This is a genomic window from Shewanella sp. 125m-7, from assembly GCF_052977045.1.
Genome location: NZ_JBRILQ010000013.1, coordinates 1 through 15,963, shown reverse-complemented (window position 1 = coordinate 15,963; position 15,963 = coordinate 1). Strand labels below are relative to the sequence as shown.

The 15,963-nt window shown below is 43.7% G+C and carries 11 protein-coding genes and 1 riboswitch; of the genes, 8 read left to right on the top strand and 3 right to left on the bottom strand.

What is annotated here, in order from left to right; genetic code table 11:
• Window position 1: 1 nt before the first annotated feature.
• Together ACVBIL_RS08295 and ACVBIL_RS08290 are read right to left on the bottom strand one after the other, a co-directional pair.
• The gene (locus ACVBIL_RS08295; protein ID WP_447166509.1) at window positions 2–3,061 is read right to left on the bottom strand and encodes an amidohydrolase family protein; all 3,060 of its coding nucleotides are present in this window, start codon (window positions 3,059–3,061) and stop codon (window positions 2–4) included.
• Window positions 3,062–3,219: 158 nt separating this feature from the next.
• The gene (locus tag ACVBIL_RS08290) at window positions 3,220–3,612 is read right to left on the bottom strand and encodes an H-NS histone family protein (protein ID WP_447166508.1); all 393 of its coding nucleotides are present in this window, start codon (window positions 3,610–3,612) and stop codon (window positions 3,220–3,222) included.
• A 345-nt stretch (window positions 3,613–3,957) separates the two neighbouring features.
• On the opposite strand from ACVBIL_RS08290, the gene ACVBIL_RS08285 reads away from it, so the two are divergent.
• From ACVBIL_RS08285 to ACVBIL_RS08275, 3 genes are all read left to right on the top strand, one after another.
• Entirely contained in the window at window positions 3,958–4,707 is a 750-nt protein-coding gene (locus ACVBIL_RS08285) for an electron transfer flavoprotein subunit beta/FixA family protein (RefSeq protein ID WP_447166507.1), read from the top strand.
• Window positions 4,707–5,630: an electron transfer flavoprotein subunit alpha/FixB family protein gene (locus ACVBIL_RS08280; protein ID WP_447166506.1), complete on the top strand. Its 924-nt coding sequence runs from the start codon at window positions 4,707–4,709 to the stop codon at window positions 5,628–5,630. Before ACVBIL_RS08285 ends, ACVBIL_RS08280 begins: the two co-directional genes overlap by 1 nt.
• 195 nt (window positions 5,631–5,825) lie before the next feature.
• Window positions 5,826–6,046, top strand: a riboswitch (Lysine riboswitch).
• Between the two features lie 78 nt (window positions 6,047–6,124).
• Entirely contained in the window at window positions 6,125–7,705 is a 1,581-nt protein-coding gene (locus ACVBIL_RS08275; RefSeq protein WP_447166505.1) for a Na+/H+ antiporter NhaC family protein, read from the top strand.
• A 145-nt stretch (window positions 7,706–7,850) separates the two neighbouring features.
• Here the strand turns inward: ACVBIL_RS08275 and ACVBIL_RS08270 are convergent, their stop codons facing one another.
• Complete coding sequence (locus ACVBIL_RS08270) at window positions 7,851–9,983, bottom strand: M3 family metallopeptidase (RefSeq protein WP_447166504.1); 2,133 nt, start codon at window positions 9,981–9,983, stop codon at window positions 7,851–7,853.
• Window positions 9,984–10,362: 379 nt separating this feature from the next.
• Here ACVBIL_RS08270 and ACVBIL_RS08265 point away from each other — a divergent pair, with 379 nt between their 5' ends.
• The 5 genes from ACVBIL_RS08265 to ACVBIL_RS08245 all read left to right on the top strand — a co-directional run bounded on the left by ACVBIL_RS08265 (window position 10,363) and on the right by ACVBIL_RS08245 (window position 15,703).
• Window positions 10,363–10,941 carry a thymidine kinase gene (locus tag ACVBIL_RS08265; RefSeq protein ID WP_447166503.1) on the top strand — a complete coding sequence of 193 codons (579 nt, stop codon included), beginning with the start codon at window positions 10,363–10,365 and terminating at the stop codon, window positions 10,939–10,941.
• Window positions 10,942–11,256: 315 nt separating this feature from the next.
• Window positions 11,257–12,624, top strand: a complete 1,368-nt coding sequence (locus ACVBIL_RS08260; protein WP_447166502.1) for a DUF3137 domain-containing protein — start codon at window positions 11,257–11,259, stop codon at window positions 12,622–12,624.
• Window positions 12,611–13,873, top strand: coding sequence for a DUF3137 domain-containing protein (locus ACVBIL_RS08255; RefSeq protein ID WP_447166501.1), 1,263 nt, complete (start codon window positions 12,611–12,613; stop codon window positions 13,871–13,873). Before ACVBIL_RS08260 ends, ACVBIL_RS08255 begins: the two co-directional genes overlap by 14 nt.
• 146 nt (window positions 13,874–14,019) lie before the next feature.
• Entirely contained in the window at window positions 14,020–14,586 is a 567-nt protein-coding gene (locus ACVBIL_RS08250) for a LemA family protein (protein ID WP_447166500.1), read from the top strand.
• A gap of 139 nt (window positions 14,587–14,725) precedes the next feature.
• The gene (locus tag ACVBIL_RS08245) at window positions 14,726–15,703 is read left to right on the top strand and encodes a transposase (protein WP_447166499.1); all 978 of its coding nucleotides are present in this window, start codon (window positions 14,726–14,728) and stop codon (window positions 15,701–15,703) included.
• The last annotated feature ends 260 nt before the right edge of the window (window positions 15,704–15,963 follow it).

The following is a 15,963-nucleotide window of genomic DNA, read 5'->3' as shown; positions in this document are numbered from 1 at the left end:
ATTACAGTGCTCCTGTTGCGCTTTGCTGCCATGCGTTGAAATGAGTATCGCAGTGCCATTCAGGCTCCGTTAAATCAATCGGGGTCTCACCTTGTTTATGGGCATCATCACTGAGCAGTACTTTTTGGATCAGCGCTGCACGCTCTGTAGCGACTTCGATTTGGGCTATTTTGTCTTGCTCACGGTCAAAGTAGCGGCGTCCGCTAATCCAAGTTGAATCAACTTTTGCATAAACTGACAGCGGTGGATTATCCCAAAGCACAATATCGGCTTGTTTGCCTTCAACCAATGAGCCGACTTTGTCTTCTATGCCGAGTTGAATAGCGGGGTTGATGGTGATCATCTTCCAAGCATTTTCAGCCGACATATCGCAATACATCATTGATTTTGCTGCTTCTTGGTTAAGCCTGCGTTGCATCTCATAGTCATCTGAGTTGATGCTGGTTAGCACGCCTTTGTCTTGCATTAGGCAGGTGTTCTGTGGGATGGCATCATAAACTTCAAATTTGTATGCCCACCAGTCAGAGAAGGTGGAGGCGTGAGCGCCATGCTTTGCCATCTCTTCAGCCACTTTGTAACCCTCAAGAATATGAGTAAAGGTACTGACCTTAAAGTTATAAGTTTCAGCAAGGCGCAGGAACATCAGAATTTCAGATTGCACATAAGAGTGAATATGGATATTACGCGTTTGTTCAAGTACCTCGGCAATCGCTTCTAAGCGATAGTTATATGGCGGTGCAACTGTGCGCCTACGTTCACTAGTGCGCATTTTCTTATAGTCGACTTGTGCTTTTCGGTAGGCAATAGCTTCATTAAAGGCCTCGCTAAACAGCGCTTTAACGCCAATACGGCTCTGAGGGAAACGATGGGTAAACGCATCTCCCCAGTTACTTTGCTTAACGTTTTCACCTAAGGCAAATTTGATACTCGCAGGGGCATCTTTAAATTTAAGCTCCTCAGCACTGTCGCCCCATTTGAGTTGAATGATTTGCGCTTGGCCGCCAATAGGGTTGGCACTGCCATGAAGCAGTTGCGCCGTCGTCACACCGCCAGCAAGGCCGCGATAGATGGCAATGTCATCAGGATTGATCACATCGCCGATACGTACCTCTGAGGTAATCGCATCGGAGCCTTCGTTGGTACCGCCATTTAGCGCAATATGCGAGTGCTCATCGATGATCCCTGCGGTAACATGTTTACCTGTGGCATCAATGCTGGCATACCCTGAAGGAGTGCTAAGGTTTTTACCTATCTCTTGGATTTTTCCGCGGGCGATAATTAAATCGTTATTCGCTAATACGCCGTTGTTAGTCGATGTCCAAATCGTGGCATTCTTAATATGGACTCTATCAAGTGCGGGTTGCTGACTTAAGCCATAAGCGACATTCGGTGAGGTTTGGTTAGAAATAAGCACGACTTTGTCTATATCAACTTTGTCTATATCGCCATTGTTGCTGTTGTTTACTGTGGCTATAGGTTCAAGCTTTATGCCGCCAAATGGCATAGTTTGATTATTACCATCGAGTAGTCTGCCTCTTAAGCCTTGGGCATCTAGCCAAATAGTGAAACGGCTCACCCCCGTTATACCCGCCTCAGAAAGGTCTGCACTAAAGGTAAGGCGACCTAACTGATAATCAAGGTTGGCAAGGCTGATATCATTCTCACCGCTCGACAACGTGCCGCTAAGTGACGGAGATTGACTGATATTAAGATCGAAGGTTAACGCGCCGATTTGAATTTGATATGGGTTATCAAGTAAGGCTAGGTCACGATTGATGAGCTGTTGCTCTTTGCCTTGTAACCATATGCTGACAATGTTGCCATCATCAAAAATATTACCATCGGTGATCACCAGATCTGCCATAAAGCCGGGTTCCAATTTTCCGGCCAAATGGTCAATTCCCGATATTTCTGCTGCATCTGTGGTTAATGCCGCAAGTGCAGCCTCTTCAGATAAACCTCTAGCGACAGCTAACTTAAGTCTTGGCCAAAATTTCTGTGAATCTATTCCATGCTGAGTTAATGCAAAGGGAATGTCAGCATTTGCCACCATAGCCAAATTACTTGGCGCACGTTCCCAATGCCTTAATTGAGCAAGACTAATTTCTCGTTCGCTATCGCCGTCAGTTATTTCTGGGGCTGCAGGATAATTTAAGGGTAAGACGAGACTAAAGGGATAGGACTTTAATTCTGAAAGTTTTGCATATTCGTGTCCATTACCAATTAAGCTTCCGCTAAATTTATGTTCGCTTAATAATTGTGCTGCTCGTAGTTGGTTATTAAGGTTCTTAGTCTCAAATATGTAGTGTTGTTTTTTCGGATCCCCTAAACGTTCTAAGGCAATATTAAACTCTAATTCTTTACTTGATGAAGTCGTTTTATTTCTATTTTGGTTGTACCATTTTGCATCAGAGAAGGTTTGTCTTATTAATGCCATGCTACCCATTAACGATTGTGGGTAATCTTGAACAGATGAACCTTTGTTAAAGGCCATAAACTGACTTGTCTGTGCATTATAAATAACATCGTTAGCTTTTTTATCAGCTAACGATATGGTGACACCTTGTCCTCTAAAGATCCCATCTAAATAACTAGACTGAACACTGGTGAAGCCGTTATCGATCCATTCCTTTGCTTGTTCTTTATTAGGGTGAACATAATTAAACCACTGCATTTGTGAATGTATTGCGCCATTACTCGCATTACCACCAATACGTTTTATTTCATATACAGGGCCTGATTTATCTTGGGCTTCTGTTTCATACTCAATCGCATATTCAGTAAAGGGGTCGATAAAGCCTGAATATATTGTATGTCCCGTTAAATCAATAACAAAAGCATCCTCAGGAATATCGTTATTTTTGATAATTGCCTTAATTTTGTTGTTTTCAATCAATAAGGTGGCATTCGTTAACGATTTACCCGGAGCTAGCATTAGTTCTGCATGAGTTAATGCTGTCAGCCTTGGGGTATTATCGGTAAGTTGTTCATTAGCAATTGCTGTTTGACAGCATAGCAAACTAAGAAGAGCGATTCGATGAGGGACTATATGTTTACGCATTATTCTACTTATTATTGTTAGATAAACAGGAAAATGATGAGCATATCCTAACTTATTAACAATGAATAAGCAGTAATTGTAACTACTGATGTAATATTTTTAACTTAAAAACAAAAAAGCCCCGCAAATAGCAGAGCTCTTAGTTGGTAGACTTGAAGTTAGATCAAGAAGTCTTCCATAGTGCGGCCTTGTTCAAGCTGATTCTTAAATACAGTTGGCATACGACCCTGACCAGTCCATTGAACCATTTCACCTTCAACTTCAATTTGATATTTAGCGGGACGAGGAGCGCGTTTCTTTGGCGCGGCTTTAACGGCTAAACCGCCGATATCATCTACAGATAATCCGATAGCTTCCATTTGCTTACGAATTTCTTCAATTTTGGCATTACGCTCTGCCATCGCTTCTTGCTCTTCGGCTTGTTGAGAAGATTTTTCTTCAATAATCTTTTCTAACTTTACAGACAGCTCTTTTAAATCGTTCAGTGATAGCTCTTTAACTGCTGCTTTAAAACGACGACCATGGGTCAATATTTCAAGAAAATCGCTCATAATTATTTATGTCCAATTAAGATGGGGATGGAGAATGCAATATTTGAGTTAAATAATAGAAACTATTTAGCTAGGGATCAAATATTATTTTTGAATTATTTATATCGAAACATAGTTATTATGAATAATGTAACAACTATTACGAGTTAATAAATGTTTTATGCTTGTTTAATTCAAGCAAATGTTATGCAGTGTTAATTTGAATGAACAGGTGTTTGAAACCTGGTTGACGTTAACGTTAACAGCACGTAAAGTATCTCTAATTTCAGTAACCTTAACTGGGCATTATATTGCTACTAGGTTACTTAATTCCGTACATTATAAGAGACGTAAGAAGGAAGCCCTATGAAAGTATTGGTGCCAGTTAAACGTGTCGTCGATGCCAATGTAAAAGTCAGGGTTAATGCTGACAATACTGGCGTTGATACCGCAAACCTCAAAATGGCGATTAACCCTTTTTGTGAGATCGCCGTTGAAGAAGCTGTTCGTTTAAAGGAAGCTGGAAGCGCCTCTGAAATTGTCGTATTAAGTATTGGGCCTAAAGCTTCGCAAGAGCAGTTAAGAACGGCACTCGCGTTAGGAGCCGATCGCGCAATCCATATTGAAACGGATGAAGATCTTGTTCCGCTATCAATCGCGAAGCTTATTCATGCCGTGCAACAAAAAGAGCAAGCCGAGTTGGTTATTCTTGGTAAGCAGTCCATTGACGGTGATAACAATCAAACTGGGCAGATGCTTGCTGCTATCGCTAAAATGCCACAAGCCACGTTTGCATCTGAAGTTAAGCTAGAGGGCGATAAACTTGTCGTGACTCGTGAAATTGATGGCGGCTTACAGACAGTTAACTTGTCATTGCCAGCAGTGATCACCGCAGATCTTCGTTTGAATGAGCCGCGTTATGCCAAACTACCCAACATCATGAAAGCCAAGCGCAAACCGCTTGAGTCGCTGACGCCAGCAGATTTTGACGTCACGCTTAAGTCTCACCAGACAATTATTAAAATAACGCCACCTGCCCAGCGCAGTGGTGGAGTCATGGTTGCCTCTGTTGAGGAGTTGGTTGAAAAGTTAAAGAATGAAGCGAAGGTGATCTAATGGCAATTTTAGTATTAGCAGAACACGATAACGCCAGCCTAAAACTGGATACCGCGAAAGTCGTTGCCTGTGGCCAGGCAATTGGTGGTGACATCGATGTATTAGTCGTTGGTCATAACTGTGCTGGCGTGGCAAGCGAAGCACAAAAGCTAAGTGGTGTGCGAAATGTCTTACTTGCTGATTCAGTGTCATACACTAATCACCTCGCTGACAATGTGTCAGACCTGATGTTAAGCATCGCATCTGATTATGAACATGTACTCGCAGCGGCTTCAAGTTTTGGTAAAGATGTGTTGCCGCGTGTGGCTGCGCTCTTGGATGTATCTCAGCTGTCGGAAGTGACTGAAGTCGTCAGCAGCGACACATTTGTTCGCCCTATCTACGCAGGTAACGCGCTAGCGACTGTACAGAGCTTAGATGATAAGAAAGTCATGACAGTGCGCTCTAGTGCCTTTGATGCTGTAGCAACAGACGGCAGTGCAGAACTCGTGACATTATCACAAGACATTGCCTCGCAAGTGGAGTTTGTGACTCAGAGCTTAACTGAATCTGAGCGTCCAGATTTGGGCAGTGCATCGGTTGTAGTATCTGGTGGCCGCGCCCTAGGTAATAGTGAAAACTTCGCTATTTTAGAGCAGCTCGCAGATAAACTTGGCGGCGCACTTGGCGCATCTCGTGCTGCAGTTGATGCGGGCTACGTACCAAACGATTTGCAAGTGGGCCAAACGGGTAAGATTGTTGCACCTGACTTGTATATTGCTGTGGGGATTTCTGGTGCGATTCAGCACCTGGCGGGTATGAAAGACTCCAAGGTGATTGTTGCTATCAACAAAGATCCTGAAGCGCCAATTTTCCAAGTGGCCGATTATGGTCTTGAGGCCGATCTGTTTGAAGCGGTGCCGCAATTATTAGCGCAATTGTAAACAAGTAAGGGCTGGCTGATTATAGCGATGCCAAGCTGAATTGTTTTTAATAGGTTTGTAAACTGTTAATTACTTTGAGTCGTATTTGGTATTGTTAGTGATCTGTGTCACGATAAGCGGCTTTAGAGTAGCATCTCTAAAGCCGCTTATGTTTTTATGTCCGTCACGCTTTTTGAGCTAGCCTTAAATTGCGTCCTGAGAAGTAGAGGTGCATTCAATATTAGTATCGATAAGTAGGGTGATACCGCTGATCTATCGAGAAAGGATTTGATGCCGAAGTGACATAGCATATCGGGGCTAGTTGCTGGGGCTGTGACCAAATAGGGACAGCACTGCCATAGTATTTCTTATCTGGAAGATAAGAAGATTTATATTAATGATGACCATTAATATGGCTATGGAGCGCTACTGATAGGACAGGTGTAATCAGATATCTACTGCTATATCCCACCAGTTCAGTCGGCCTCCATTCGTATTTAGCGAAGAAATTAAAAATGACAATTATAAGTTATGCCGATTCGGCTCTGTCGCTGCTACCTCCGGTAGTGGCAATTGTACTGGCGATGTTAACGCGTCGTGTTTTGCTGTCTTTAGGTGTCGGGATTCTGTTGGGAGCTTTGCTGCTTACCGATTTTTCTGCGATGCAAACGGGTCAATACCTCAGCGAAAAAGTGTTAAGTCTGGTATGGGACGATGGCGCTTTGAATAGCTGGAATCTTTATATTTTGGGATTCTTGGTCGTGCTTGGCATGATCACAGCACTTATCACCGTAAGTGGTTCAGCTAGAGCTTTTGCTGATTGGGCTCGTACCCATATCCGCAATAAGCGCGATGCAAAACTACTCACTATGTTCCTAGGTTGCGTGGTGTTCATCGATGACTATTTCAACAGCTTGGTGGTTGGTAGTGTCGCAAGGCCACTCACCGACAGGTATTACATTTCACGTAGTAAGTTAGCCTACCTGCTTGATTCTACTGCCGCGCCTATTTGTGTTATTTCACCTGTATCGAGTTGGGGTGCTTATATCATCGCCTTGATTGGTGGTATCTTGACCGCTCACGGGTTTGCAGACACCGGGCATCTCAGTGTGTTTGTACAGATGATCCCGATGAACTTCTACGCGATTTTCGCATTGTTACTGCTGCTTTGTGTTGCGTTAATGGGACTTGATATTGGCCCAATGCGCCAGCATGAGCTAAAAGCACAAAAAGGCGAACTATACGATGCGTCTAAAGGGTTACCGCCTGGCGCTAACTCAGGACTACCTGAAGCCGATACCGGCAAGATTATGGGCTTATTCCTGCCTATCACGGTACTCGTATTTGCCACTTTCTACTTCATGGTCAGCAGTGGCGGCGATGCGTTAGCAGCTAAAGGTTTAGAGTTTAGCTTGATTGGTGCATTTGAAAATACAGACGTAGGCTCATCGTTATTCTTTGGTGCTTTAATTGGTTTAGCAGTAACGCTTGCTCTAGTGATTTATCAACGCGTAGACAAGTGGATGATTGCTAAAGGTCTGTTTGAAGGCGCTAAGTCAATGCTGCCTGCTATCTACATCCTGTTGTTTGCTTGGACGATTGCCGGCGTAATTGGTCAGCTAGAAACAGGTAAGTACATGGCAAGTTTAGCAACCGGTAATATCCCATTTGCTATGCTACCAGCGGTACTATTCATTCTTGCTGGTTTAACGGCGTTTTCAACCGGCACCAGCTGGGGTACCTTTGGTATTATGTTGCCAATCGCAGCTGATATGGCGATGGGTAGCCACACAGGTATGATGTTGCCTATGCTTGCTGCCGTCCTTGCGGGTGCGGTATTTGGTGACCATTGTTCACCTATCTCTGATACCACTATCTTGTCGTCAACGGGGGCGAACTGTCACCATATTGACCACGTGATCACGCAGCTTCCTTACGCGTTAATCGTGGCGGGGATCAGCTTAGTCGGTTACCTAGTACTTGGCTTTACAGAATCAGTTACAGCGGGCTTAATTGCTTGTAGCGTAGTGTTTGTCATTAGCATTATTGTGTTACGTATCAAGGCGTGCTCGCCTGATTCTCAATGTAAGCAATAAAGGTAATAGCCCTTATTGAGGTACGCGCAAGCTTCACCTCGATAAATTAGAACCATAAAAAAATCCGCTCTAGTTAGAGCGGATTTTTTGTTTTTAGGCTAATCAATTTAGCCCGCAGCGTATGACCTCTGTAGCGCAATAGCGCTTAGTTTAAGCCTCGTCGCTCTAGTAGGGCCTCAGTGGTTGGCTCTTGACCTCTAAAGGCTTTGTAGGCATCCATAGGTGCTACAGTGTTGCCCACTTCACGAATCGTCTTTCTGAACTTCATGCCAATTTCACGACTTAAGCCACCTTGTGTTTGCACGTAGGCAAACGCATCAGCAGCTAAAATTTCACTCCACATGTAAGCGTAATAACTTGCAGAGTATCCACCCGGGAAGGCGTGAGCAAAGTAAGTCGACTTATAGCGTGGCGGCACAGCGGGTAAATCTACGCCGTGCTTCTTAAGCGCTGCCGCTTCAAAGCTGGCCACATCTTGTAGTGGTGCGTTCGCGTTAAGTGAGTGCCACTCTAAATCAACCAGCGCTGCTGACATGTACTCTAAGGTATCGAAGCCTTGATTAAAGCTGCGAGATTTAAGTAGCTTGTTGAGTAACTCCTGTGGGATCGGCTCACCCGTTTCATAATGCTTAGCATAGTTTGCAAGCACTTTTGGATGCGCGGCCCAATCCTCTTCGAATGTCGATGGAAACTCAACAAAGTCTCGTGATACAGCAGTTCCTGAGAGCGTTGGATAAACCACTTTAGAGAACATACCGTGAGTACCATGACCCATTTCATGGAACATAGTCGTTACTTCATCGTAGCTAACAAAGGTAGGTTCACCCTTTGGTGCCTTCTTAATATTCATCACGTTAACGACTACAGGCTTGCTGTTAAGCAGTTCAGACTGAGTCACAAATGAGCTCATCCAAGCGCCGCCTCGTTTACCTTCACGAGAGAAATAGTCGGCGTAGAAAATGGCTAAGCTGCTGCCATCTTCATCGAACATCTCATAGGCTTTAACATCTTCATGGTAAACAGGAAGGTCAGGGCGCGGCGTTAATGTTACGCCATAAAGCGCTTTTAAGGTAAAGAACACGCCATCTTCTAAGACTCGGTCGAACTCAAAGTAAGGGCGGATTGCGCTTTCATCTAAATCGAACTTTTCTTTGCGTACAAGTTCGGCATAGTAAGCCCAGTCCCAAGGTGCCAATTCAAAGTCACCACCAGTCTTGTTGATCATGGCTTGAATATCGGCCGCTTCTTTTTGAGTGTTTTTAACTACGGCTGGCACCATTGAGCCGAACATCTTGTAAACCGCTTCAGGTGTCTTGGCCATCTGTGGTGCTAGGCGGTATTCTGCCCAGTTATCAAATCCAAGCAGCGCTGCACGTTCTGCACGTAGTTGAGCTAAACGGGCAACCAAAGAGGCGGTTTCATTCTCGCCCTCAAGACCGCGGTTAGCAGATGCTTGCCAAACTTGTTGACGTAGCTCTCTATCTTGTAATTGAGTCAGTACTGGCTGGCGCGTGGTATTGGTGATGTTAAGTTGATATTTGCCTGTATGGCCGTTGGCCTCGGCATCGATTGCAGCAGCTTTAATGGCACTGTCTGATAAACCTGCAAGTTGCTCTTTTGAGTCCACTACAACCGCAATCTCTTTGGTTAGGCGCATTAGGCGCTGAGCAAATTCATTGGTTAGCGTTGATTGCTCTTCATTGAGCACGCGGATCTGCTGTTTTTGGCTTTCAGTAAGCTTGGCTCCTGCGCGAACAAAGCGCTTATAGTAAACCTCAACTAAGCGATTTTCTTCGGCTGATAATCCTAAGCTTTCGCGCTGGTTATAAAGTGTTTCGATGCGAGTAAATAGGGCAGGATTTAGATTAATGTTATCTGAGTGAGCGGCCATTTTTGGCGCCATTTCACCTTGCAACTTACGTAGTGTCGGGTTGCTGTCGGTACCGGCTAAGTTGTAGAACACCTTTGATGTGCGGGTCAGTAGCTCACCACTTTTTTCAAGCGTTACGATGGTATTTTCAAATGTTGCAGCTTCGGGGTTGTTAGCAATGGCTAACACTTGTTGGTAATGCTCGCGGATCCCAAGCTCTAGTGCAGGCTGAAAGTGCTCATCATTTATGTTACTAAAGTCCGGTGCTTCATACTGAAGCTGACTTGCTTGTAAGAATGGATTTTGAGTTTGCACCATCACGGCATTGGTATTTTGAGTTGATGTTGTCGAGCAAGCGCTCAAGGCTAAGGTTGCGGTAATAGCCGCTGCAACGAGTGTCTTATGCATAGATTTGTACTTCCTTTATTATAATTGTGCTTCTAATCTAATATTTGCGTATTAAACGTGTCTTAATTTGAGTGATTTTGTGCTTCAGCGCAGGATTTTGTGTGAGTTTTGTTGTGTTTGTCACATATTGGAACGGTGAGTGATTCGTTGCCTGTAGCTACTTATTACATCGTTTAAATGTAATAAGTAGTGAAAACAAGCTGTTTAAAGCGAAATGTAAGTATTAGCCGCTAAAGTTGCTTAAAAGTAGAGCGCTTTATCGGGGAACGTTAGGGCTTATTTTATTCGCGACACGACTCACTGAATCAATATTGTTAAGATGATTTTTTATCGAAAATAGTGATAAACTAGCGGCGAATTCACCTTTAAGGATCTTAGTTTGGCGCAGCTATATTTCTATTACTCAGCGATGAATGCGGGTAAATCAACTTCGTTATTGCAGTCTTCTTATAATTACCGCGAACGCGGCATGCATACCTTAGTGATGACAGCGTCAATAGACGATCGATATGGCGTGGGTAAAGTGGCTTCACGTTTAGGTATTGAAACCGAGGCGCAGGTATTTGGTAGCAATGATAACCTCACTGATATGATCAGTAGCAGTCATGCAGAAAAGACGTTGCACTGTATTTTGATTGATGAATCGCAGTTCTTAAGCAAAGAGCAGGTTAAGCAATTAACCTACGTAGTCGACATTCTCGATATTCCCGTGCTTTGCTATGGTCTTAAAACCGACTTCCAGGGTGAGTTGTTTAGTGGTAGCCACTATCTACTCGCATGGGCAGACAAGCTGGTTGAGCTTAAAACCATTTGTCACTGCGGCCGCAAAGCCAATATGGTTGTGCGCTTGGATGGCAATGGTAAGCCAATGCGTGAAGGTGAGCAGGTAGCGATTGGTGGTAACGAGAGCTACGAGTCTGTATGCCGTAAGCATTTCAGAGAGTTCATTTGGGATTAAGCGCTATTGCTCCTAGAGATAAAGTAGGCCAACACTGTGAAAGTGTTGGCCTTTTTTATGCGTTATTTTTATGAAGTCACTTTTATGAAGTCACTTTTATGTATTTCTATTATGTAGTTATTTTTATCCAGTAATAAAATAATGTAAGTCCTTACCAACCCTTCAAGCCTGCCAGAAAGCGTTTTATATTTTATAACATCAGCATTCAGGGGCTACTTTTTAATTAGTGACTTAAATCGCTGTATTTTTAGTGTTTTTTCTGCATAATTCGTCCCTTGTTTTTTATCGTAAACCTGTGTTTGTACAAGGATTTTAATGCAGCATAACCAAATGGTTGCTAAGCACATTGCCAAGTTACGCAGTGATGTTGATGCCGCTATCTCTCAAGATGATCTGCTCGAGGTTATCACTCAAGTTAAACACCATCCTGGGCCGTTAGATTACCGCGATAAGATCACCCACGCTGTTAAGTGGTTACTAGTTAGCGCTTGTGTCTTGTGTATCGTCTTGATATTTATGCGCCTCTGGTATGAACAAGTTGATCCCGCAGCTAAGTTAGTGATTGATGACTCTTGCTATTGGCTTCCTGTCGCGCTGAGTACATTATTAGCCAGTTTCTGCCACGAGCGCGGCTGGCTGCCTGTCCCTATGGTAGTTAACTTTACACTGCTGGTGGCAGCAATGGGTCTGGTGACAATATATGTACCTGAATGGCCGAAAATCTATTGGGCTGTGATCTATGGTTTTGGCTATGTGATTAGCGTGGGAGAAGTTGATGACCATCAGTTTTCGCTGTGGTTTATACTGGTTATCGCCAGCTCACTCACTTGGGTATGGCTTGATTATCGCGCCAATTGGCGCAAACACCTTTCCGATAAAATATTCCTGTGTGACGCGCTATTTAATAATGGCTTAACACAGAGTAAGCCAGCACCTGAAGACAAACTTGATGCACTTGAAAAGCAGTTTGCAGAGTTTCGTCGCGGCAGTGGCACGCGTGATATAGAGCAGATGTTTGCCGGGCAATATCAAGGTGAGCAGCACAGCTTTAACTATAAGCTTTATCACTTTCAATATACGGTAAAGCGCACTCAAACCAGTTCAGATGGCAATGGTGGCTATAAAACCAAAACCGTGCATGAAGATCGCGATCGTTACGGCATCTTGCTCGATTTTCCGTTCGCTAACGGTTTGTGCCTAGATGCTGAAGACGAGGTAAAGCTTAAAGACTCGGTTTATCAAGAAAAGTATCAAACAGAGTCAAATGCCTTTAATGACATTTATCGAGTACAGGCCTGTGAGAAACTCACCGCGGCACGCTTTTTAACCCCTGCAATGATAGAAACCTTACTCGATCTCAACCGCAACTTTATCTCGCCTATGGTGGAGATCGCCCCTGATGGTCGTTTGTGCATTGCCTCGACCAGTAAGCTGATTATTGAAAAGCGTAAACATTCACTGGCAAAGCCGGATGAATTTTATAAGGAAATTGCCGGCCATACCGAGTTAAAGCGGGTGCAAAAGCTGCTTGAAGCGATCCATGAGCTCATGCGTCTATCTGATAACAATTTTGTCAGTGATAGCAGTGTTGTTCGTGATGCCAATACAAGCGCCAAACTCACAGCTGTTGGACAAACAACACCAGTAAAAGATACGGAGTTCAATGCTCATGCTGGCTTATAACGCCCAAGTGACTCGCAATATTGCTGCTATCCGCACCGATGTTGAAGCCGCAAAAAGCCAAGAGGACTTGATAGCATTAGTGCATAGGGTCGAGCATCACCAAGGGCCATTAGATTACCGAGATAACTGGTATCGTTTTTTCTGTGCAGTTTCATTGTTTTTCGCCTTATTGCCGATAGCTTTTGAGTTGGGGTTAGTGGTTCCTGATTTTGTGATGCACATTCTTAGAAGCGCACTGGGCTACAGTGTGATCTGGTATCCAATGTTGGGCTTAGCAACATTAACCCGCTATTTTGAAGACAAGGGTAAGTGCTTACCTATGCCCGGCCCACAATGGGGACGTATGGCATTGATGGCTGCTGTGGGCGCGGCGCTGAATCTCATCCCACAATGGCCGCATTGGTATTGGGATATGTATTTCGATACCTTAGCCTCGTTTTTAGGGTTCTGGTATCCGAGCTCAGGTTTTGCTGCCCATAATGGCGTGATAGGCGTAATTATGCTGCTGTGGCTTAGAGGCCGCATGAAGTGGCGCAATAAGTTGTCGGATACCATCTTTTTAAAAGATGCGCTGTTTAATAATAATCTTGAGGCAGTGCCATTTGAGGGCAAAAAACTGGCTAAAGAATTAGAAGCCAGTTTTAAAGAGTTTGATCGCGGGAATGATCTGCGAGAAATTCAAAGTCTATACAAGAGCACTTTTCAAGGAGAACTCCACCAGTTTGATTATCAGCTGTATCGCTTTCACTACATTGTAAAACGCACTGAAACCACCACTGACGCTAATGGTAAAAGCACCACTCGAACGGTGAGAGATAGCTATTATCGCCATGGCGTATTATTGGATTTTCCTTTTGCAAGTGGCATGAGTATTAGCAATGACTTTGGTATTAAGCGCCGAGGCGAGCGCTATAAAAGTGCCTCTAATGAGTTTAATCGCCAATATCGAGTCCATGCTAAAGAGCTGATGAGCGCAGCACGATTGCTGTCGCCTGCGGTTGAAGAAAAGCTCACTGTATTTGCTAAACAGTTAAAAAAACCAGTATTAGAATTCGGCCAACAAGGAAGGCTGTGTTTAGCGGTGAGTGATGACCTGTTAGCGATTAAACGAGTAAACGGTTTAGATAATCCCAAAGCCTTCGCAGAAGAGTTAGCAGGCCATACCGAGTTAAAGCAAATGAAGCAAATGCTCGAATTAGTCCATGAAATGATGCGCTTTAGCGACAATAACTTTAAGGCCAGCGCGTAGTTCATTTTGAAATGATAAAAGACTGAACGCTTAAGAGAAGTGAGTCAGAAAACGCATTTGAAATCTCATTTTTTAAAAGCAAGTTTGAAAGCTAATTAAAATAAAGAATCAGCAAGTTAATCAAAATATAGAAAAGGAAAACCTAAATGGATATCTCAGTTATCGGGTTAGTGATTGTAGCAGTGGTCATTGTTGCCATTATCATGGTGTACAACGGCATTATTGGTAAACATAATGCGGTAGACCGCGCATGGGCGTCGGTACTGACTCAAGAGCGCCAGAAGAATAAGATCATTCCTATGGTTGAGCAGTTAGTCGAGCAATACAAACTGCATGAGTCTGAAGTATTAACCAAAGTCACCGAGCTACGCAGCGCGATTGCAGAAATGAGTTCAGGTGTCGACACCGCAAAGCTTGCCGCCGCAGAGCAGCGCACCCAAGACTTAATGCAAGGCCTTAAAGTGACTGTTGAAGCTTACCCAGAGCTTAAAGCCTCAGATGTGTACATGAAGTTGATGGCAGAGATCAGCGAGCAGCAAGAACAAATTGGCGCCGCAATTCGTATATTCAACGCTAACGTTGAAGACTTTAATAATGCTATTGAGATGTTCCCAGGATCACTCATCAACAGCATGTTAGTGCGTAAGCAGAAAATCAGTAGCTTTAGTGACAGCGAAGCACAAGCAGGGTTTGAGTACAAACCTAATTTATAGGCTGTGCATGTTAGCAGTTAGAGCAATAATAAAGAGCATTAGCCCATTTTAGATCCCCTTTAATTTAGGACACCCAGATTAAATAGCAGGATTTGATACCTCTTACTAAGATTAGTTAATGCTGAAGTAGGAGGTTGATATGCCCCGCGCCAGAAGTACGTTAATTAGCCTAGAAGATACGCCTTATTATCATTGCTGTAGCCGTGTCGTTCGGCGTGCTTACCTGTGCGGTGACGATAAATATACGGGCAAGAACTATGACCACCGCCGTGGTTGGGTTGAAGCGCAGATACTGAAATTAACAGAGGTCTTTGCAATTGATGTCGCGGCGTATGCAGTGATGAGTAATCATCTTCATGTGGTACTTTATATTGACCTCGAAACAGTTAACTCTTGGTCAGATAGAGAAGTCGTTGAGCAGTGGCATAAGCTTTTTAATGGTACTGAATTAACGCAAAAATTTGCTAAAGGTGACGTAATTGAAGAGTGCATGGTTGCAGTGTTAAAACACCTCATTGCGACATACCGCTCACGCCTTAGTGATATCAGTTGGTTTATGAGGTGTTTAAATGAACCTATTGCAAGGCAAGCCAATTTTGAAGACAACTGCACAGGACATTTCTGGGAAGGGCGATTTAAAAGCCAAGCATTACTCGACGAAGCTGCAGTGCTCGCCTGTATGGCTTATGTTGAGCTTAATCCTATACGCGCCAAGGTGGCTAAGACACCTGAAAAATCAGACTACACCAGCTTACAACTAAGAGTAAACGCAGCACTCAAAGGTAAGCAGCCTGCCAAGTTATTGCCCTTTATTGGTAATGAGAGAAAGCAGCAACCAAAAGGCATTAACTTCTCCCTTGAAGATTATCTAACGCTTGTTGATGAAACGGGTCGAATCATTCGGGATGACAAACGAGGAACCATTTCTGCTAATGCAGAAAACATACTGAGTAGGCTTAATATTCCAAGTGCTAACTGGATAAAAATCACTTCTGAATTTGGCAAACTGTTTCATGGGCCTGTAGGTACTCTGCAGGAGTTAACTCACTACTGTGAACATCTAGAAAAGCGACGACGACACTTCGCACATTGCTGCGAGTATCTTCAGACAAGCTAAGCCATTCAAGCAACCGGTTCATTTAGTTTATAGAGTTACTCTATGAGCTGATTCTCTTCGTATAAACCCCACCATTTTATAGCTCAACCCTATATCAATTCGTATTTTTTGTCGCCTTTAGCTCCCACACAAAAAGTGTGAGTCGATCATTTACCACCTCTTGAAACCTAAAAGTGAAAAGTACCCTTATTCAAAGTAGAAGTGCACCACTCATTTCAGTATAGGTTTCAAAAGGTGTCTTGTAATTAAGACACTTTCTT

What these genes read in the sequence shown, in the direction of transcription:
- ACVBIL_RS08250 (WP_447166500.1), top strand. Translation starts at nt 14,020, where the DNA reads ATGGATATCTCAGTTATCGGGTTAGTGATTGTAGCAGTGGTCATTGTT.
- ACVBIL_RS08280 (WP_447166506.1), top strand. Translation starts at nt 4,707, where the DNA reads ATGGCAATTTTAGTATTAGCAGAACACGATAACGCCAGCCTAAAACTG.
- ACVBIL_RS08295 (WP_447166509.1), bottom strand. Translation starts at nt 3,061, where the DNA reads ATGCGTAAACATATAGTCCCTCATCGAATCGCTCTTCTTAGTTTGCTA.
- ACVBIL_RS08255 (WP_447166501.1), top strand. Translation starts at nt 12,611, where the DNA reads ATGCTGGCTTATAACGCCCAAGTGACTCGCAATATTGCTGCTATCCGC.
- ACVBIL_RS08260 (WP_447166502.1), top strand. Translation starts at nt 11,257, where the DNA reads ATGCAGCATAACCAAATGGTTGCTAAGCACATTGCCAAGTTACGCAGT.
- ACVBIL_RS08290 (WP_447166508.1), bottom strand. Translation starts at nt 3,612, where the DNA reads ATGAGCGATTTTCTTGAAATATTGACCCATGGTCGTCGTTTTAAAGCA.
- ACVBIL_RS08275 (WP_447166505.1), top strand. Translation starts at nt 6,125, where the DNA reads ATGACAATTATAAGTTATGCCGATTCGGCTCTGTCGCTGCTACCTCCG.
- ACVBIL_RS08270 (WP_447166504.1), bottom strand. Translation starts at nt 9,983, where the DNA reads ATGCATAAGACACTCGTTGCAGCGGCTATTACCGCAACCTTAGCCTTG.
- ACVBIL_RS08285 (WP_447166507.1), top strand. Translation starts at nt 3,958, where the DNA reads ATGAAAGTATTGGTGCCAGTTAAACGTGTCGTCGATGCCAATGTAAAA.
- ACVBIL_RS08245 (WP_447166499.1), top strand. Translation starts at nt 14,726, where the DNA reads ATGCCCCGCGCCAGAAGTACGTTAATTAGCCTAGAAGATACGCCTTAT.